We start from the raw sequence: 17145 nt of genomic DNA on the forward strand, positions 1-17145 counted from the left end.
GTTATTGGCGGAACTGAGCCAACAGCGCAAAGACCCGCAATTGGTTGATCAGGGTCCCCGGCCAGAGCACATCGACTCGATTGGGGTTGGTCCGGTTCTTCTCGACGATCAGTTCCTTGGCGTAGGCTTTGGCATCCTGGACAAACCCGTCGTACTCCAGCTCGCCGTATTGAGCGATCAAGTCGGCCTTGATGATTTTTGGCGTGACGATCGCCGAGCCTGGCGCAAAGCGTGTGCCGTCAGCCGCCAGCTTCACCCGGGCATATTTGGAGGTCACCAACGACTTCTGGGCGCGCAACACATACATCAGCAGGAACAGCGTCTCGACCTGTAGATAGCTGTCATCTGCGGCGCCAAAGCTGTTTTTCTGGTACGTGGTGATCAGGTTTTCAATCGCAACGGTGCCATCGCTGGCCACGGTGAAGGTGGAGATACCATCCCACAGCAGGGTATTGCGCTCGCCCAGATCAAAACGCGACGACGGCGGCGGCGCCAGCACCGTGCTCAACGTCAAGGTTTGCAGTGGCCGGCCTGGATCAGCACGCAGCGCCACCGCAGCGGAACCCGCCACATCTGCCGCCCAAATCCAAGCCGGGGACGGCGAGTCATAGAAGCCCATGATCGACTCGTGCTGGTGGTTACGAGCGTTGCCCGCAGTGGCCAGGGTCGCGAGCGTGCCGCGCTGAGCGGCGAAGATGTGCCCATAGATCTGGCTGGCATAACTCCAGCGCCCGGTTTTGTCGTTGAGCAGGTTTTTCAGGGCGTTCAGGGATGCCGTGTCGGTGTATGGGCTGACAATGAAGTCGAAGGCCTCGTCACCCAGGCTCGACAAAGCCACATCGAGCACCGGGTTGGTTGCGCCAGCAGCCATGGCGGTAATGGTCAGTGTCAGGCCAGCCGGAGTTACCTCACCGCCCGCAGTGCCCAAGTAGTTCAAGCGCAGGTCAATGTCGTTGCCGGTGGCGCCTTTGTTCTTGGCCGTGATTTTCACGGTCGCGGCGGTGGCTTCAGCGGTCACCGGCAGATTGCTGGAGCTATTGACCAGGGCCGCCAGGCCCGTCGCAATGTCTTCTGCCGGTTCAGCCGTGGACACAGGGAAGCTAAGGAGCTGACCAGCGATGTAAAGCGAGATAACACCCGTACCGCTCGGAGTGCCAGCGACCAGCAAAGTACCAGTTGCCGCCACCGAGCCCGCAGCGTCAGCCAGGGGCAGAAACCACACCTCACCGAAGTTATCCGAAGCCTTGTAGGCTGCGGTCATCAGCGCCAACATCGAGCCAAGACCGCCTTTAGCCTGGGCATCGCTCTTACCCTGGCCGAGCACCGGCACATTAACCACACCATTACCGGTATCTGTGATCTGCCCGATGATCAGGGTGCGCTGAGTTTGTGCGCCGCTGTTGGCCTGGGAGTTATCGACCTCGGCGTAGAACAGCGGAACCCGCAGGTTCGACGGGATGTTGCTAAATGGGACGGTCATTAACTGTCGCTCCCTTTGGAGGTTTCAGGCTTGGCGCCCTTGGCAACTGCCGGTTTTTCTTCGTCCGCCGGCGTTGGCTCAACCACAGCGACCACCTTCGGAGCGGTAAGTGTCACGTCATTACAACTGAGCCGGCGAAGCCAATAGTGATCGTTGTCTGCGACCTCTCGGCCTTCTTCCGGCAGTGCGTCGCGTTTGACCGGGTCGCGTACCAGCAACCCAGGGGAGGGATAAATGCGCATAGTTACTCCTGCGGAAATTCGTACGAAAGGAAGCCTTCTGCCCGCCCGTCCGGACCAACGACGCGCGGCGCCGGGGTAACGGAATCGGGAAACATTGGATCGAGATATGTGCCTGTAGCATCTACAACGTTGAGCAGATCACTGGTGATGCTCAACTCATGCAGGGGATCGGTCGGGACCGGATAAAACTCTTCTGGTCCCTGGTAAAACTCCATGCCGACATCCATCACCAGCTCGGCAAGCTCCAGAGCGGCATCCCCGTCTTCCTGAATCTGTGATCGGATAAAAGGGAACTGCTGCAACCGCTCCATCAATGGCGGGTAATTGATCAATGCCCTCTTGATCTGCTGCTGGAACACCTCCAGCTCATCAATCGACTTGGCCGCCGCAGCGTTGCCGGGAAGTGCCTTCAACTGAATCCTGGCACTGACCCGGATAACTGCGGTGACTGTGAACTGTGGGGCGCCATTGCGGCCGAGAGACTCCATGTCCTCAGCCGGTGAGTGCAGGTACAAAAGCGGGTAGTCGCCCTTCGCAATAGGCCAGGACCGCGCGGAAAACACGTTGTCTCCTGCAGCTGTTGCCCCCTTCAGCGCCTCCATGGTTAGTCGACGCAGATCTGCTGTAGTAGTCATCACATTTCACTCAACATCAGCTTTGCCCAACCATGGCTATCTGGCCGAACATCGTTGACCAAATATCGCTTGGCAATGCTGGGGATGTAGACCTCATCATCCTGAGCAGGCTCTTCAAGAAAGGTCGACAGACGAACGCCCAGCACTGGCTGGGCGTTGTTGGAGCCCACAAGCGGATCAATCAACTCGGCCTCTCGGTAGGCCGAATCAAACACCCCATCAATGGGATAACCGGCACGCCCCGCAGGGAAAAACATCACTCGCCCATCAGGTCGCTGACCTTCTCCGAAAATGGCCTCAAGAGGTCCCAGTACCAAGTTGTCCCAGTCGATCATCAGGCAATCCTCACGCTAGGCCCCGCCGCCACAGAGACATGCGGCCCTGTTTGCGGCTTCTCGATCACGTCGCCATCGGTCAAAAAGCCGAGCGCAGTCAGCGACTCGACCTCATCCTTGGGCACCTTGACGGTGTCGCCAGGCCCAACCCTTTTTCCGTTGACGCCGACCACGGTTCGGCCATGGGCCACGACGGCCTCCACTACAGAGGCCCCCGTTCCAGGTGCGCCAGCCATCAGCCTTTGCTCGGCGGAGTGCAGACCTTCGCGGCAAGGCAGGCGTTAACACGGCTTGGGATGACCAGCGGCGAGCTCTGCATCAACAGGATGCGTTGAGCCGGGTCATTCTCGACCCAGGTCTTTGGCGCGTATGGCATGGCCTGGTAGTTGAAGTTCGGGTCGAGAATCGAACCGAAGGCGCGGGTGCCGAGCAGTTGCTGGCCAGACATCAGCATGTAGCCGTCGGGCAGCATCGGCTGTTCAACGCCGTTGTCGTCAATGAACCACTCGTTGTACAGCCACAGGTCGTATTGACCCCAGCGCCCCTTGTAAACAGCACCCGGCGCGATCTGCGGGCCGATGTTGATGCTGCCCGCCTCGGACTGTTTCGGGAAAAAGATGGCGCCGAATACTTTCTCGTCGTTGGAGAAGGTCTGCCAGGCCGAGGTGGTAAACACCAAATCCTGTGCCTGCGCTCCGGAGAGCTGCAACATCAGCGTTTGCCATTCTTCCAGGTTGTTCGCCGGGATGGTGTCGCGACCGGCCTGGTTGAAGTTGGCCTTGATGCCCCACTGCTTGTTGCCGGAAAGGGCAATGCTCAGTTGGGAGTCGCGGCCAAAGTCGACCACCTCGGTTTCAAAGCCTTCGCCCGACACAACCACCTTGCCGGTGAGCATGGCCGATGCAGCCATCCACTCGAGCCGACGATCCAGCATGTCGATCTGGTCGGCCATCTCGAACGCAACGTTGGCCATTTCACGCTCGCCGGCGGTCATGGTGCCGCCGCCGATGCGCTCACCGATCTGGCGCATGATCGGCTTGCGCAGATCCGGGGCGCGCTTATCCTTGATGTAGGCCGGCTTGTAGGTGTTGGTCTGGTAGCGGCGCTGCTCAACCAGCTTGCCCTGCACCAGCGGACTGATGAAGGGAGCCATACGACGCAGACCGACATCGATGTCGATAGCAACAAACTCGGTCTCGGAGCTCTGAATGTTCGGGAAGAACTTGTCGAGCAGGAATTTCTGCGGACGCTTTAGCGTCGGCACGACCTGAATCAGGTCAGTGGTGCTAAAAGGAAACGAACTGGCGGCGGTCATGGGCCTCTCCAAAGCAAAAAATGCTGAATCCAACCCACAAAAAAGCCCGCATCAGCGGGCCTTTGTGGATGGCGGGGTATGGGCCGGATTACGGCGCCGAGTTATTCGACGGGGATGCCGCCGAGAGTGAGGTTTTGGCAAACAGGCCGTACGGGCGCATGGCCGAAACCAGCGCAGGAAGCGACCATGTTGGGCTGTAAATCAGCCAAGAGGCGTTGAATTCGCCGGCCACGTAGGCGCCAGCCGTTACCGGTCCATCCGCTGCATCAGCATCGTCGACCAAGATGGCCACCGGGACCTGGCTGCCATCAGATGCCGTCCGGACGCACTCGACATAGGTGCCGACCACATCGAAGACATTGACGGTAAAGCCATCACCTACCGCAAAGGCCGTGGCGCCCGCAGTGATCGTCAGATTGATCTCGGCGTGCGCAAACGCGGTACCAACAGTTGCGTCACCCAGCACCACGCCTTCGGGGTTGGTAACACTGAAGACGGTGGCCGAGGTGGCCAACAGCGCGTAGCCACCGGTTTCGATGGCAGAACCAACGGTGACCGGGGCCACCGTGCCATTGCCGGCGTTACCTGGCTTGGGGATGACCTGGACAGGACTGACGGTTTGTTGCCCCAAGATCGTGCCGCGCTTGAGCACGCCAGCAGCCAACAGGATCGGCTGGGTGACCAGATTGCGAGCATCGGCAATCAGCTGATCAGGGATATACACCTGTGCCTGAACGCCTGGTCGTTGTGGGTTGTCTCGAATTTCAGTTGGAATCAGCGACATGCTGTTGATCTCCGTTTGGCGTTGAGGTTACTGGGGCTTGGCTCGGGCAGCTGCCGCAATGATTTTTTGGGCGATAGGTGACAAGTCGGACGACTCGCCACCACCATCACCGCCGGCGCCGACATTCTTCACATTCGCGGCGGCCATGCGGTCTTTCAGGTTTCCACCACGACCGCCTACCGAACCCGCAGCGTTCAGGGCGCTGATAGCGGCTGCCGCAGTCATGTTGGTGTCGAACGCAAATACACCGGCCTGTTCGGCATTACCGGACTTGAAGCCGTGAGCCATGATCTGGGCGCAACGGGCACGCTCGTTGGCTACTGCGGCTTTGCTGGATTTCGGATCGTCTTTATCGTCCTCATCCTCGGCGTCCGGATCATCCTCGTCCTCGGCACGTTTTGCTTTACGGCCCTTGGCGTCGTCCTTGTCGTCAGGATCATCGCCTTCGCCCTTGGCCTTTCTTGCCTTTTTGTCGTCTTCGTCGTCCTCGAGGTCATCTTCCTCAGCACGCTTTGCCTTGCGACCTTTCGGGTCATCCTTGTCATCGCCGTCGTCATCTTCTTCCGCGCGACGGGCTTTGTCTTTTTCGTCATCGCCTTCATCGGCACGCTTGGCAAAACCCAGCAGGTGCGCAAAGGTTGCAGCAGCAGCCATTCTGCTTCTGGTCATGGTTATCAATCCTCTAAATGGTATGAACTAGGCCAGCTGAGAGAGCAGTGCCCGGAAAGCCGCGTCAGGTGCCGCGACAACATCGGCCAGGCCAGCATCAACCCCGGCAGAACCGAGGTAGGTGCCAGCCTGGGTTGCGCGGACCTTGCTGGCCGCGATGTTTCGGTTACGAGCCACGGTCTCTACAAACAGCTCGCCCATGGCGTCGATATCGCCCTGGAACCGCGCCAAGGCATCAGCCGACAGCGGAATTTCTGAATGACCATCGGCCTTGCGGTCGCCGTAGGTGATGAACGTCACCTGGATACCGGCGGATGTCAGCGCCTTGGAAAAATCCACATGCATGCAAATCACACCGATTGACCCGGTGCCGCCGGTGCGCGGGACGTAGATCCGATCCGCTGCACTGGCTATCGCGTAGGCCGCCGAATAAGCCGACTCGTTGAGAATCGACCAGATCGGTTTCGAGCCCCGGGCGTTGTAGATCGTGTCTACCAGATCGAAACACCCAGAGACCTCGCCGCCGGGTGAGTCGACATCGAGGACGATGGCAGCGACCTGCGGGTCATACAGCGCAGTCAGGAAGGCTTGCCGCAATCCGTCATAGCCCGTCATGCCACTCCACGGCCGGAGGGTGCCGGTTTTCTGCACCAGCGTGCCGTGAACGGGAATGACGGCCACATTGCCCACCAAGTCATACCCGCTATCGCGAGACTCCCGGTCGGCGTAGCTGTACCCCTCGCCCTCCAGCGCCAGCGGTGTCAGGTCAACAGCATCGCCGCTGACCCGCATCATTCGGCCAATCCCCATGCGTTCGGCCAGGGCGGCCATGATGACCTCGGCCTTTTCCGGGCGGATCGCCACCGGCACGTTGAAGAGCCGTTGAGCAAGATGTCCAAATTGCATTAAGTCGGCCTCGGTTTCTGTATGGCGTCGTCCGCCGATGTGTATCCGCCAGGGATCTGCATACCGGCCCAGGTAGGAGCGGGAATGCCAAGCTCTCTGAACTTGTCGATCTCGCGCTTGCGCTGCTCCAGCACCTCTTCGTAGTCCAGCCCCTGCTCCATGCATTCCTGCTGAAGCGTGGATAGGCCTGCGTCCATCCCCAGCACCGCCCCTTGCTTCTCGGCAACCGGATCAATCCAGCCGCGGGCCGGCCCCATCCACTCAGCACGCGAGTACATGGAGCGACACTCCATAAACTCTGGAGCACCGTGTGGCAACGGGTAGTCGTCGACCTCCATGGATTCCTCCATGAAGCACCCCAGTACCGGCTGGGCGGTGTTATTTGCGAAGTCGTTGCGACGGCGGGTCAGGGTTTTGAACGCCTCCAGCAACGCGCCACGGGCCGAGCTGTAGTTGGTATCGGACCAGTCGTGGGACATCTGCTGCGCGGAAAGCCCAGTAGCCGAGGCAAAGTTGCGCAGGAACGATTTCTCGAACCCCGCGAAATTCGCGTTCGGTCGCGTGGAGCTCACTGCGTTGATCTTTTCGCCCGGGAACAGGATCGGTATCCGAGACTCACCCAGCACCGTTTTTTTCCGGTCGTGGTAATCAGCCCGCTGACCTTGATAGGCCGACAGGCTGTCATCGTCGCCCACCGCCTCAGCCACCAGGTTGTGATCGAACGGGCTTTCAATGTAAGCCCCGAAAATCGAGTTGATCACCGCCGCGTCCAGCTCGACCGCGTCGTACTTGGCCAGCATTTTCATGCGTTGCAGGATCGGTGCAAAAATGCCCGAACCGCCCCGGTGCTGTGAGGCCCGATCATGGTCAAAATCATGAATGATGACCGGACGGCCCCAGGTGGTTTCCCGAGGTATCTCCTCCCAGGTCACGCTATCGGCTGCGTTCCACCAGTCGCCTTGGTGCGCCTTGCGAATCCAATAGGACTTAGCTGCACCGAACTCATCGAGCACCACACCGCCGCGCGATGAGTTGGAATCGAACTGCTGCTGGGGGTTGCTCAACCGGTCAGGGTCGATCAGTTGCATCGCTGTAGCGTATCGAGCGCGCCCAAGACCAACCCGGTCTGGGATATAGCAGGCCTGAATCAACGAGTCGCCATCAATCAACTTGTGCCGAAAGCCCAAGCGCATCATCTGGGTGATGGTCAGCGACCGCTGCGCATCGCAATAACGACCAGTGTCAAAGGCCCAGGTTCGATAGTGCGCGCTGGCCACCTGGGCAAACTCATGCGCCCATGTCGCATCAAAAGCTTTTTTGCCGGTGTAGGCCGCCAGTGCGCGCCAGTCCGGCTTGATCAGCGGCCGGAAGTGACCGCCGATGGCGTTGTCCAGGATGCGGGTGACAGCGCCCGAGGCCCAGCCATCGTTGCGCACCAGATCACGTACCCGAGCGACGATGCGGTCGCGGTACATGTTGAGGTCGCCATCAGGCGAGCCCAGATATGGGTGCCATCCGGCAACGTGTTCACCATGAATGTCGGCGGCGTCGTAGGGAGCGCCACCACCAGGCGCCAGCATTTTCCCCCGACTCGGCCGTAGAGGCTGGATCGGCTTGCCGTCGAGCCCAACAATCGATACGGGATTGGTCATCACTTAAACCTGAATGTGAGTGGCCGGCGGGCTCGGGTGGTAATGCCCAGCTGTTGCTGAAGCATCTGAATAACGTTTGCCAGTTGGGCAATATTGGCGCGGGTGTAGGTGATGCTTTTCGAGCCATCGCCCTGGGTGTACGTCGCGGTTTCAACCTTTCCGCCCGAGGAAAGCTGCAGGTAGGCCTGCTGGGCATTTTGCAAAGACACCTGCAACGACTCCCGGGGTATGCCCGCCAACAGGCTGCTTGGACCATAACGGCTCATGGGATTACTCCAGGTATGCCCCGCAGGAGCGGGGAGGATCTACGCCAGCCGGCTGGCCAACGTCCTTTTCTTGGTGGGTTTTGCCTGAATGACGCGCGGGCCAGAGGACTGGTCTTGATTGCCCCCCTCCGCCATGGGCTCTTGCTCCTGCAACTCAGGTCGATGAACAGGCGTACCAATTGACGCGTTCACCTCTTCTGCCCTCTTGTTGAGCTTCAAGCCCATATGCATAAGCCCGCACAGCGCTGCATACGCATAGACACGGCAGTCGAGTGCTTCGTTGGCCCTGCCGTTTGGCAACTCCCAGACGCGGTAATGTTGACCGCCAGAGGTTTTCCTAACGGATCGCTCTGCTGTCATCTGCGCGAAGTAGTTGATGTCGCGGCTCACCGGGAAGTGCATATAGCCTGCTCCCGGCTCCACAAGGTGAAGCCTCGAACGCACCGAATCCTTGGCCGCGTTAACGCCAAGGATCACCGGCCGGAATGACGATTTGTTGCGCCGGCTGGGCGTCTTCGTCGGCCACACAGGGGAGCGTTTCCCACCCACCGCCGACTCGCCTTTGACGGCCCAAACACGACGACCGAGGCGCGCCTTGGCAAACTCATAAACCTTTTGGGTGTGGTGCCCGCCGGAGTCATGACACACAGCCATGGCTTCAAAGCCTCGACCGTCACCCCGGAACCAAATACGCTTAAGGTAGGCATCCAGCCGGTTCCACGGGTCTGGGGTTTCCAAGTCACCAGCGATAACCTCAAAGTCAATCGACCAGCTTTCTTCGTTCAGCCCCCAGCCGACAACCTCGCATTCAAAGCGGTCGCCCTGGGTATCGACGCCAACGGTCACGACAGCCACGCCATCCGGAACCTCAGCACCCCACACTTCACAGCGGGCTGCCAAACGATCCTCTTGAAGTGCGCGATCTCCGCGATCCTCGTAAGTCTCACCCAGCACCAGATTGACGAAGGTCTGCCGCATCAGCGGGTCATCTTTTACCTCAAGCCATTCCGCGACCAGATTGCGCCAGGAGGCGTTAACGAAAAGGCTGTAAGCCGCCCAGATGTGAAAGCCTGCATGCCCCTTAAACGGCTTGGTGGCCCGCCATTCACCGCGCTCAACCATATCCTCCTTGTCGGCTTCACGAATCACACAGCCGGTCGCCTTACAGACGTAGAACACGCTATCGGGTAACCCGACGCCGTTTTCGTCCTTATCCCATTTCATCCCATAAGGAGTATCCGGGCCGCCCCATTCCAGCACCTGGTACTCACCGCAGTGAGGGCACGGGACGTAGTACTTGCGCTGGTCGCTATTGGCGTAGCTTTTCTCGATTCGGCTTTCACCCTTAACTGTGGGCGTGCTGCCGAGAATGATTTTCCTGTTCCAGAACGATTCGGTCCGCTTGATCCCCAGCTTGATCTGGTCGCCTTCCTTACCGGCACCCATCACCGGATACCCGTCAACCTCATCGAACTTAACGATACGGGCGGTGATCCGCCGAAACCCGCCCGGGCTGTTGGCTCCTACGAAAGAAATTGAGGCGCCGTTGCGGAAGATCCGCTTGTTGATCTTCTGCCGAGCATCCTTTTTCTTGGGGTCTCCGACGATCTCAGCCAGAACCGGTGTGTCACGCAGCATCGGTTCAATTTCAGTAACGCTGTAATCCTCGGCATCCTCCACCCGGGGCTGGACCACCAGGATTGGCGACGGGTCTTGGTGGATGTAGTAGCCGGCAACGTGGTCAAGGATCTTGGTATAACCAACCCGGGCCGACTTTTGGACTGTGACCATTTCGACGGTCGGGTCAGTGATCGCATCCATAATCCCGATTTGATACGGGAAGGCATGAAACCGCCCAGTCTGGGCGCTGGTCTCGCGGGACAAGACCGCGTACTTCTCAGCCCATTGGCTCAGTGTGAGCTTGGGAGGCGGCTGGATGTTCCGCCGGCGTGCAGACAGCAGTCCGGCTTGCAGTGCATCAAATCCTTCTGCATATCGGCGCTCATCGTTTGTTGAGCCCATCTCCGTCACGGGTCAACTCCTCAAGCGCGTCAACAATAATGCCGTGTAAGGCGTCCTGTACTTCCTGTGCTGTTTTCAAGCGACTGATACGCGGAGCGTGCTCCGATGGTATGGCAAGGAGACGGCTTCGCACTTTGGCGTATTCATCCCCTACCGCCCGACACACGTCCTCTACCGCCACAACCAGGCGGGCCGTCCGGTCGTATTCAAGCTGCTCGCGCAAGGCTAGGTAGTTTTCCTTTACCCGTTTTGCCTCGTCGAGATTCATGTCCGCACCAGTCGCGATAAGAATCCGAGTGGTGGCCTGCTCGACGGTTTCGCCAGGCTGAATTGTTACCCGCTTCAACGCGGAGGTAACAGCAGCAGTTTTCAGGAGAGGCTTGTTACCCTCACCTGCTGGGGTAACAACATCTGAACCGTCACGGCGATATTTTGCGATCAAGGCATTAGAGGCTTCGACATCCAGCGCGCTACCGTCAAACACAAGCCAGCCGCGCTCTTTCCACTTAGTGACAGTCTTTCGGCTGACGTTGTGGAGCGCAGCAAATTCGCTTTGGTTCATGGCGGGCCTTGTTACCTGTTACCCAAATTGAAAAAGTTTTCAAATCGACGGACAGCGCGGCGCGCAATGCCCTCGATGCTCGACCTCTCAGGAGGGACCCAAGCATAGGGGGGGGTAGCCGCACCACCACGGTGCAAAATCAGAAATCAGCGGGCCGACGCCAGCGCCTTCGACATCGCCTCACCAAACACAGCATTGAACCGGCGATCTACCAGTGCCTTTGCTCGGCTCCGATAGTTCAACCGCTTGTTCACTGCGAGCGAATCACCGAAGCGGATCAGCAGCTTCAAGTGAGCTGGCTGCTTCCGCTTGGCCGGTACACGCTGCCACACACCGTTGACCGTTCCAGACTTCGACTTCACTGGACCAATGAAGACATCCTTACGGGCCTTCAGTCGATCCAACACCTTGCGCGGCAACTGTCCGTATTGATCGAGCTTGATGTTCTTCGGGTTGAAGAGCGCTCGACCAGATAGAACGTGGTTGCCACCACCCTCATACGGGGCCAGGTACTTGGCCGCGATAGGCCGAACAAACACCGTGGCCGTGAGTGAGTCCTTGCGAGCACCTCGCACACCAACAGACTTCTGGGTGAATGGCTTGGGCTTCTTGAAGGTCGAGGCGATGTTCTGAATCTCGTCAGCCTGAACCTCTTTGGCCAGGGCCGTCAGTGCCTGGGCGGTAGCGAACTTGACCTGCTTATAGGCCAGCGCCGATAGCGACTTGGTGATCTCCTTCACATTGGCCCGAACCGAAATATCGAAAGCCCCAGACATATCGGTTACTGCCCGTCGTCAGCTTTTTCGAGCTGATCAAATGCAGCTTTAACAGCGACTCCGCATGCCACTGCATCGTCGAGCAACTGGGACGGATGAAGGTGAGTCAATCGAGCAACAAGAACCGCAGTCAGCGCATGACCCGCAGCACTTGGCACAAAGACAGACTCACCCAGCGTTGTGGCCGAGAGTGGCTGAAGTTCGGTGGCTTCGGTTTCCTGTTGCTTTACTTCTGGTTTAGCGGCCATTTCAGGCTCCTTTCAGATGATCGCCGACTGGCGGTTGAGTAACTGGCTGGAACACATGTCCACGCCTTGCCCAGGCATAAGCCACCACGCCGGCGTGCAACACCACACCGAACGGGTTAACCCAGTGCCCCTGGATGGCCGTCACGAACGCGCCGAATGCGCCGATGGCCACCAGATAGAAGGCGGTGCACAACAAGGGTTGATCGACGGGACGAACCCGGCGCAAGTAGTCACACGCGGCAAGGACCACAAGCACGCACAGGAAGATGTCCATTGCCGTCAGGACGGAAGTTAGAACACTACTCATGTCAGACACCTCGCGCTGTGACGAACGCCCCCAGAGCAGCCTTGATGCCCGGGATGATGTTCATTGCCGTCAGGCCAAGCACAAAAGACACGCCACACAACAGGTAATCACCGACCTCAAGGTCTAGCTTTGGCGCAATCCACATCGTGACGGGCTGAGTCAGGTACATCGAAAAGAAAAATCCGGTGACAACCGCCGCGGCGGCCTGCCCTCGGGTCAAGTCCTTCAGGAAACCAAGGGACAGAATCGAACCGATGAAAGCAGCCATGACCACGCCGTACTTGGCCAGCACGACGCCGGCGGCAGTGCTTGTTGGTTCGGCCATTGGTCTCTCCATTGCAAATAGGTCAGCTCCAGCAGCACTCCCAGCTCGAAGCAATGGGTGTGGTGGAGCTGAAAACGAAAAAGCCCCGGCAAATGCCGAGGCTTGGTATGGGTGCAGAGGGCCGGTGCTGGTCTCCGGCTTTGTGGGTTGGCTCGCTGGGTCTCGTACCCCAACCTCTCATCGCGTTGACCCACAGTGACCGCACGGGTTTGTGGGACGCCACTACCGACTTAGCGCATCAGCCTGCGCATTCATCTGCATTACAGAAAGCAAAAAGCCCGACACATTGGCCGGGCTTCTTTGGTCACTCATCTACACGCGCATGAATGACAGGATGGAACAAATACTGACGGAACGATGGATAGCTGTCAACAGGTACTCACGCTGCAACATCAGAAATGACCAAACCCTCGAAGTCGAAGATCTCACCGGCCGCGCAAAGCGCTTCGTCTACAAGGGTATTCAGAACAGCGTGGATATTTCGTCGCCATTCGCGGCGCGTAGATTCCGGACGGCCGTCAGGCTCCCAAGTGTTCATGTCATAGAAGCTCTTGGGCAGAACAATCATTGAAGCCGCCCGCGATTCGATTCTCTTCTTGGCTGCGCGCTCAGCAGCCACTGCTGAGGCGATCATTGACTCCCGACGCCAGTCAGGAGCATCCACCGGGATTGTCACTGTGACCGTCTGCGGCCCCTTCTGCTCTGCCCCTTTGAGCTTGGGGATCGCCCAAGCAGTGACAGCCTTATAGACGAACAGCATCGGGGCCGGAGAATCGACCAGCAATCGCAGATCCGTAATGGCTTTGACTTTCTTGGCCTTGTCAGTGCTGTACTTCGCGACCAAGGCGTCCATGTGACGCTTCTCCAGCCCGTGATGCAAGCGAGCAGCAACCCAGCAGTCAGCCTGCGTCCGGTCAATAGCCTCTCCCGGCGCGCAACCGAATAGAGAGCGAAGGTCGCTGCGTTCCTCCTCGTGCGGATTCCATAGCTTTTGCCAGGCCTGCTTGCTGGTGTTGTCGATTGATTCTGCGGCGAGGGCCGAAACGACGCCGCCAAGTACGCTTTGATAGATCATCGGTCAGTCCCCTGTGTAGTTGGTGCCGCCGGCGCCGCGACGGTTGTTCTGCTCGTATTGCTGATGTGCACCACCCACCAATGCAGCATCAATCTCGGCGAGCTCACGGCGCAGGGCATGCACTTTCAAGTTGAGCTGAAGGACCAGCTCAGCCAGCGGGAGGGATTCGCCTGTCTCCAGGCAGACCCATCCAGAAGCATTGCAAGCAGAGCAATCCATCTCATGAAAAACCCCACTAACCAGGCCTTTGCCGCGACAAGCTAAACACTCCCTGAGTGGCCTCAATACCTTTCGAAAGGCGGGGCCATGGACCTTTTTAGACATTTTTAAACCTCGCCCTTAACAAATTGTGGTTCTGGCTCGCAGGCCCCGCCGTTCAAGGCGTCTACGAGGTTTTGCGAATCTTCATATCTAACACCTGTCTGCGCGTGAATCGCCTTGAAGCCACGCGCATCTAACCAGTTGTGCCACTTCACCAACGCCAACCGACGCTGCTCCTTGGCCTGGGTGTTGATGTAGGTGGAGGCGATCTTTCCCAGTGAGTGGTTGAGCAGCATCTCGCCGATGTGCCCGTCGACGCCCAGGTCAGTCCAGGCCGTGCGGGCTACCTTGCGCAGGTCGTGACTCGTCCAGGCGCCCTGCCCCAGCCGAGTGAAAACGGCGCTCGCCTGGTTGTCGCTCAGTGGCTTGCCACGGCGTGACGGGAACAGGAAGGCACCCTCATATCCTTGGGATAGCTGCCGGTCACGGTAGCGGCGCAGCAGCGCACATACCTGGTCAGTCAGCGGCACCCGCAGCTCGGTCTTGGTCTTGGTGTGTTCGGCAGGGATGAACCACTCGCGCTCTGGCAGCGCGATATCGGCCCAACGGGACTGGCGGGTCTCGCCGATCCGGGTGCCGTGGCACAGCATCATCAAGGCCAGCATGGCGTCACCCGGCGCACTGTCGAAGCGCTCAGCCAGCAGGCTCACTAGGTCCTGCAGTTGCACGTCACGCAACCGCGCCGGCTTAGGGAGGATCCGCGCCGTGGTGAAGTTAACGAACTTGAGTTCTGCCATCGGGTTGACCGGGATCAGGTCGAGCTTTCGGGCTTGCCGGAACGCGACGGCAAGCAGCCGGTAAAGCTGCTGGACGTAGGACAGCGACAGTTCAGCCTGTGCCGGCCACATCAGCAGCTTGTCGAGGGTCTGAGCGCTCACGTCGCGCAGCAGCAGATCGTCCAAGCGCGGCTTGAGCTGGCAGCTGATGGCCGACTTGCCGGCGGCCCGACGCTTGTCGGAAAGCGCACGCGACTTGGCCATGCGGTCGCCGAACCAGTCCAGCAGCTCGCCCACGGTGACCCACCCGGAGACGCTGGCCGCACCATCAGCGGCTACCCGCAAGCGCACCGCTGGCAAAGCCGCAACCACCTGCTTGGTGCTCAGGTCGGGGAAGGCGCCGATGCGGTGCCATTCACGCTTGTGAAGAAAGTACCAGGACCCGCGAGCGCGGTTCTTCAAGTACCGAAAGTGCAGCGCCGGGTGGCTGGCGTCACGCAGGTCGCGCACATGCTCAAGCTTGGCATTGCGGGCAATCTCAGCATCCGACAGCTTCACCGTCAGGGTTTTGATGAGTGGGTTCAAAACGCGCCCTCCTCAGGATTAAGGAGGTCGATAACCTCAAACGTCGACGGCCACATCCAGCCGCCGTATCGAATGGCCATAGCCTTATCAAAAAACAGCGCCAAGGCATGATCTGGTGTGCTTCCCAGGTCCATCTTGGAAGAGCAGCAAAACACCGCATAGCGGTACAAGGCCGGTGTGGGAACGGCAAGGCGCGGATCAGGCATCAGAATTTGTCCTTTGAGTGGTAGCGGTCAGCCATGCTGGTTACTTTTGCTGGCTTGGTCGGCTCAACCCATCCCGCAGCCAGTTGTTCGAATCGGCTGTACTGCCCGAGGAAAGCCGTGCGAACGGTGCCGGTTTCAATGTCTCGACCCTTACCAATGATGATTTCAGCGATTCCTTTCGCTTCTGTGTGCTCGTGGTAAACCTCGTCGCGGTAAACGAACAGGATGATGTCGGCGTCTTGCTCGATAGCCCCGGATTCGCGTAGATCTGAGTTCAGCGGTCGCTTGTTCGGACGCTTCTCGCACTCTCGCGAGAGCTGGCTGAGCAGGATCACTGGCACACCAAGCTCGCGAGCCATGAGCTTCGCGCTGCGGGTCATGTGGCTGACCTCCTGCTCACGGCTGAACGTGCGCGAATCGGACTCCATCAGTTGCAGGTAGTCGATGATGATCAAGTCCAGGCCGTGGCGACGTTTGTGCCGGCGGGCAGCCGAACGGATACGATTGATCGTCATCGAGGCACGATCTGAGATGAACAGCTTGGAGTGCTTTATCTTCCCGGCGGCGCTCATGAGTTCGGCACCGTGGGTGTGCGGGGCTTTCCCGCTCTTGATCAGCTGCAGCGGAACCCGACCTTCCGATGCCATAAATCGATCCATCAACCCGGTGTTGTGCATTTCGAGGCTGAACACCATCACGCTTTTTGCTGCGCGTATGGCGTTGTGAGATCCGATGTTCATCGCCAAGGTGGTTTTGCCCATCGCCGGACGGCCAGCGATGATGATCAGTTGCTCAGGCTTGAGCCCTTGCAGCTTCTCGTCCAAATCCTCGATTCCCGTAGAAAGGCCGTCGATACCCTCCCCCCGATCAGCACGCGCCTGCAAGACTTCGATGTAGTCGTCCAGAATGTCCGAAGCTTTGAGCACCTCGGAAGTAGCAGACTGGCTATCGATGGCCTGCGCCTCGGCCTGCACTGCCGCGACCTTGTCGACCGTTGGCTGGTCGCTATGGGCTATCTCATTGATCCGGGTGCTGAGCTCGATCATCGCCCTGTCGAGGCTGCGCTCACGAACAGTTGCGGCGTACGAGGAGGCATTGGCAGCGCTTGGGGTGTTTCGGGTTACCTCGGCGGCATACGCGACAGCGTTGTCACCGCTGGGCAGATCGCCCAGATACAGGCCCACGGTAACCGCATCAGCCGGTTTGCTGTCGCCGTGCAGAGCCATTATTCCCCGGTAGAGCGCGGCGTTATCGTCGTAGTAAAAATCATCGACCGTCAGGTCTGCGCTGAGTATGTCGATCAGTTCCGGGCGAAGGAACATTGCGCCAAGGACGCCGTGCTCGGCTTCTACGCTGTAGGGATCACGCATGGTAATTACCCTCCACGACCTTGACGAAATTGCTCGGTTTGATCAGCCAGTCGAATGTGGCGCGGAAAGGCTTGGCGCCGTCCCTGCCTTCGCCCTCCCCCATCAGAAACGGGCTCGACCCGACCAGTTCGAAGAACTCAGCCCAAAACCCCAAGTCCTGGTGAACCGTGCTGTCGTTCCAGCGAGCAGAAATCTTTGTCACCCGGTCCTTGGTCAGCATTGCCACCTGAGGGAGCCCAGGAAGCGTTTTGTTGAACAGGTCGACGATTGCCTGTGACGGACATTTCGGCTTCGAGACTTTCGGGGGATGCTCGTCACCGACAAGAGGTGGTGGTTCACTTGATGGTT

At 59.0% G+C, this 17145-nt stretch carries 22 protein-coding genes and 1 pseudogene; all 23 read right to left on the minus strand.

Translation table 11 applies throughout. From position 1 onward, the window contains the following. Position 1: 1 nt before the first annotated feature. Entirely contained in the window at positions 2–1480 is a 1479-nt protein-coding gene (locus GNF76_RS23060) for a phage tail sheath subtilisin-like domain-containing protein (RefSeq protein WP_155585380.1), read from the minus strand. Continuing rightward, positions 1480–1722: a DUF2635 domain-containing protein gene (locus GNF76_RS23065; protein ID WP_155585381.1), complete on the minus strand. Its 243-nt coding sequence runs from the start codon at positions 1720–1722 to the stop codon at positions 1480–1482. The genes GNF76_RS23060 and GNF76_RS23065 overlap by 1 nt, the downstream gene beginning before the upstream one ends. Positions 1723–1724: 2 nt before the next feature. Further along, complete coding sequence (locus tag GNF76_RS23070) at positions 1725–2357, minus strand: phage tail protein (RefSeq protein WP_155585382.1); 633 nt, start codon at positions 2355–2357, stop codon at positions 1725–1727. Next, positions 2357–2692, minus strand: coding sequence for a head-tail joining protein (locus GNF76_RS23075; RefSeq protein ID WP_155585383.1), 336 nt, complete (start codon positions 2690–2692; stop codon positions 2357–2359). The genes GNF76_RS23070 and GNF76_RS23075 overlap by 1 nt, the downstream gene beginning before the upstream one ends. Continuing rightward, positions 2692–2883, minus strand: a complete 192-nt coding sequence (locus tag GNF76_RS23080) for a hypothetical protein (protein WP_155585384.1) — start codon at positions 2881–2883, stop codon at positions 2692–2694. Before GNF76_RS23080 ends, GNF76_RS23075 begins: the two co-directional genes overlap by 1 nt. A gap of 44 nt (positions 2884–2927) precedes the next feature. Further along, positions 2928–4007: a major capsid protein gene (locus tag GNF76_RS23085; protein WP_155585385.1), complete on the minus strand. Its 1080-nt coding sequence runs from the start codon at positions 4005–4007 to the stop codon at positions 2928–2930. Positions 4008–4095: 88 nt separating this feature from the next. Beyond that, complete coding sequence (locus GNF76_RS23090) at positions 4096–4791, minus strand: head decoration protein (protein WP_155585386.1); 696 nt, start codon at positions 4789–4791, stop codon at positions 4096–4098. 27 nt (positions 4792–4818) lie between these two features. Then, the gene (locus tag GNF76_RS23095) at positions 4819–5460 is read right to left on the minus strand and encodes a hypothetical protein (RefSeq protein WP_155585387.1); all 642 of its coding nucleotides are present in this window, start codon (positions 5458–5460) and stop codon (positions 4819–4821) included. A 27-nt stretch (positions 5461–5487) separates the two neighbouring features. Continuing rightward, on the minus strand, positions 5488–6366 hold the full coding sequence (locus GNF76_RS23100) for a S49 family peptidase (protein WP_155585388.1): 879 nt from the start codon (positions 6364–6366) through the stop codon (positions 5488–5490). Then, positions 6366–8018, minus strand: a complete 1653-nt coding sequence (locus GNF76_RS23105; RefSeq protein ID WP_246211965.1) for a phage portal protein — start codon at positions 8016–8018, stop codon at positions 6366–6368. The genes GNF76_RS23100 and GNF76_RS23105 overlap by 1 nt, the downstream gene beginning before the upstream one ends. Further along, entirely contained in the window at positions 8018–8284 is a 267-nt protein-coding gene (gpW, locus tag GNF76_RS23110) for a gpW family head-tail joining protein (RefSeq protein ID WP_155585389.1), read from the minus strand. Before gpW ends, GNF76_RS23105 begins: the two co-directional genes overlap by 1 nt. A 39-nt stretch (positions 8285–8323) precedes the next feature. Continuing rightward, positions 8324–10306 (minus strand): phage terminase large subunit family protein, encoded by a 1983-nt coding sequence (locus tag GNF76_RS23115; protein ID WP_155585410.1) that lies wholly within the window; start codon positions 10304–10306, stop codon positions 8324–8326. Continuing rightward, positions 10287–10868: a hypothetical protein gene (locus GNF76_RS23120; protein WP_155585390.1), complete on the minus strand. Its 582-nt coding sequence runs from the start codon at positions 10866–10868 to the stop codon at positions 10287–10289. The genes GNF76_RS23115 and GNF76_RS23120 overlap by 20 nt, the downstream gene beginning before the upstream one ends. A gap of 146 nt (positions 10869–11014) precedes the next feature. Then, positions 11015–11608, minus strand: coding sequence for a hypothetical protein (locus tag GNF76_RS23125; RefSeq protein WP_343037838.1), 594 nt, complete (start codon positions 11606–11608; stop codon positions 11015–11017). A gap of 41 nt (positions 11609–11649) precedes the next feature. Next, positions 11650–11892 carry a hypothetical protein gene (locus GNF76_RS23130; RefSeq protein WP_155585392.1) on the minus strand — a complete coding sequence of 81 codons (243 nt, stop codon included), beginning with the start codon at positions 11890–11892 and terminating at the stop codon, positions 11650–11652. 1 nt (position 11893) lies between these two features. Further along, complete coding sequence (locus GNF76_RS23135) at positions 11894–12199, minus strand: hypothetical protein (protein ID WP_155585393.1); 306 nt, start codon at positions 12197–12199, stop codon at positions 11894–11896. Position 12200: 1 nt separating this feature from the next. After that, on the minus strand, positions 12201–12524 hold the full coding sequence (locus GNF76_RS23140; RefSeq protein WP_155585394.1) for a peptidase M48, Ste24p: 324 nt from the start codon (positions 12522–12524) through the stop codon (positions 12201–12203). A 379-nt stretch (positions 12525–12903) separates the two neighbouring features. Beyond that, positions 12904–13599 carry a hypothetical protein gene (locus GNF76_RS23145; RefSeq protein WP_155585395.1) on the minus strand — a complete coding sequence of 232 codons (696 nt, stop codon included), beginning with the start codon at positions 13597–13599 and terminating at the stop codon, positions 12904–12906. Positions 13600–13602: 3 nt separating this feature from the next. Continuing rightward, positions 13603–13728 carry a hypothetical protein gene (locus GNF76_RS29805; RefSeq protein WP_281354937.1) on the minus strand — a complete coding sequence of 42 codons (126 nt, stop codon included), beginning with the start codon at positions 13726–13728 and terminating at the stop codon, positions 13603–13605. 197 nt (positions 13729–13925) lie between these two features. Next, on the minus strand, positions 13926–15221 hold the full coding sequence (locus GNF76_RS23155) for a tyrosine-type recombinase/integrase (RefSeq protein WP_155585397.1): 1296 nt from the start codon (positions 15219–15221) through the stop codon (positions 13926–13928). Continuing rightward, positions 15218–15427, minus strand: a complete 210-nt coding sequence (locus tag GNF76_RS23160) for a hypothetical protein (protein WP_155585398.1) — start codon at positions 15425–15427, stop codon at positions 15218–15220. Before GNF76_RS23160 ends, GNF76_RS23155 begins: the two co-directional genes overlap by 4 nt. Then, the gene (gene dnaB, locus GNF76_RS23165) at positions 15427–16797 is read right to left on the minus strand and encodes a replicative DNA helicase (RefSeq protein ID WP_155585399.1); all 1371 of its coding nucleotides are present in this window, start codon (positions 16795–16797) and stop codon (positions 15427–15429) included. The genes GNF76_RS23160 and dnaB overlap by 1 nt, the downstream gene beginning before the upstream one ends. Then, a pseudogene (locus GNF76_RS29660) lies at positions 16790–17145 on the minus strand (helix-turn-helix domain-containing protein); the annotation flags it as partial. The pseudogene GNF76_RS29660 and the gene dnaB, both read right to left, overlap by 8 nt.

Source organism: Pseudomonas spelaei (genome assembly GCF_009724245.1).
GTDB lineage: Bacteria > Pseudomonadota > Gammaproteobacteria > Pseudomonadales > Pseudomonadaceae > Aquipseudomonas > Aquipseudomonas spelaei.

Excerpts from the sequence above, each read along its gene's own strand:
- GNF76_RS23100 (WP_155585388.1), bottom strand. The coding sequence starts at position 6,366 with ATGCAATTTGGACATCTTGCTCAACGGCTCTTCAACGTGCCGGTGGCG.
- GNF76_RS23095 (WP_155585387.1), bottom strand. The coding sequence starts at position 5,460 with ATGACCAGAAGCAGAATGGCTGCTGCTGCAACCTTTGCGCACCTGCTG.
- GNF76_RS23065 (WP_155585381.1), bottom strand. The coding sequence starts at position 1,722 with ATGCGCATTTATCCCTCCCCTGGGTTGCTGGTACGCGACCCGGTCAAA.
- GNF76_RS23135 (WP_155585393.1), bottom strand. The coding sequence starts at position 12,199 with ATGAGTAGTGTTCTAACTTCCGTCCTGACGGCAATGGACATCTTCCTG.
- dnaB (WP_155585399.1), bottom strand. The coding sequence starts at position 16,797 with ATGCGTGATCCCTACAGCGTAGAAGCCGAGCACGGCGTCCTTGGCGCA.
- GNF76_RS23105 (WP_246211965.1), bottom strand. The coding sequence starts at position 8,018 with ATGACCAATCCCGTATCGATTGTTGGGCTCGACGGCAAGCCGATCCAG.
- GNF76_RS23070 (WP_155585382.1), bottom strand. The coding sequence starts at position 2,357 with ATGACTACTACAGCAGATCTGCGTCGACTAACCATGGAGGCGCTGAAG.
- GNF76_RS23145 (WP_155585395.1), bottom strand. The coding sequence starts at position 13,599 with ATGATCTATCAAAGCGTACTTGGCGGCGTCGTTTCGGCCCTCGCCGCA.
- GNF76_RS23085 (WP_155585385.1), bottom strand. The coding sequence starts at position 4,007 with ATGACCGCCGCCAGTTCGTTTCCTTTTAGCACCACTGACCTGATTCAG.
- GNF76_RS23075 (WP_155585383.1), bottom strand. The coding sequence starts at position 2,692 with ATGATCGACTGGGACAACTTGGTACTGGGACCTCTTGAGGCCATTTTC.
- gpW (WP_155585389.1), bottom strand. The coding sequence starts at position 8,284 with ATGAGCCGTTATGGTCCAAGCAGCCTGTTGGCGGGCATACCCCGGGAG.
- GNF76_RS23090 (WP_155585386.1), bottom strand. The coding sequence starts at position 4,791 with ATGTCGCTGATTCCAACTGAAATTCGAGACAACCCACAACGACCAGGC.
- GNF76_RS23140 (WP_155585394.1), bottom strand. The coding sequence starts at position 12,524 with ATGGCCGAACCAACAAGCACTGCCGCCGGCGTCGTGCTGGCCAAGTAC.
- GNF76_RS23060 (WP_155585380.1), bottom strand. The coding sequence starts at position 1,480 with ATGACCGTCCCATTTAGCAACATCCCGTCGAACCTGCGGGTTCCGCTG.
- GNF76_RS23120 (WP_155585390.1), bottom strand. The coding sequence starts at position 10,868 with ATGAACCAAAGCGAATTTGCTGCGCTCCACAACGTCAGCCGAAAGACT.
- GNF76_RS23115 (WP_155585410.1), bottom strand. The coding sequence starts at position 10,306 with ATGGGCTCAACAAACGATGAGCGCCGATATGCAGAAGGATTTGATGCA.
- GNF76_RS23160 (WP_155585398.1), bottom strand. The coding sequence starts at position 15,427 with ATGCCTGATCCGCGCCTTGCCGTTCCCACACCGGCCTTGTACCGCTAT.
- GNF76_RS23130 (WP_155585392.1), bottom strand. The coding sequence starts at position 11,892 with ATGGCCGCTAAACCAGAAGTAAAGCAACAGGAAACCGAAGCCACCGAA.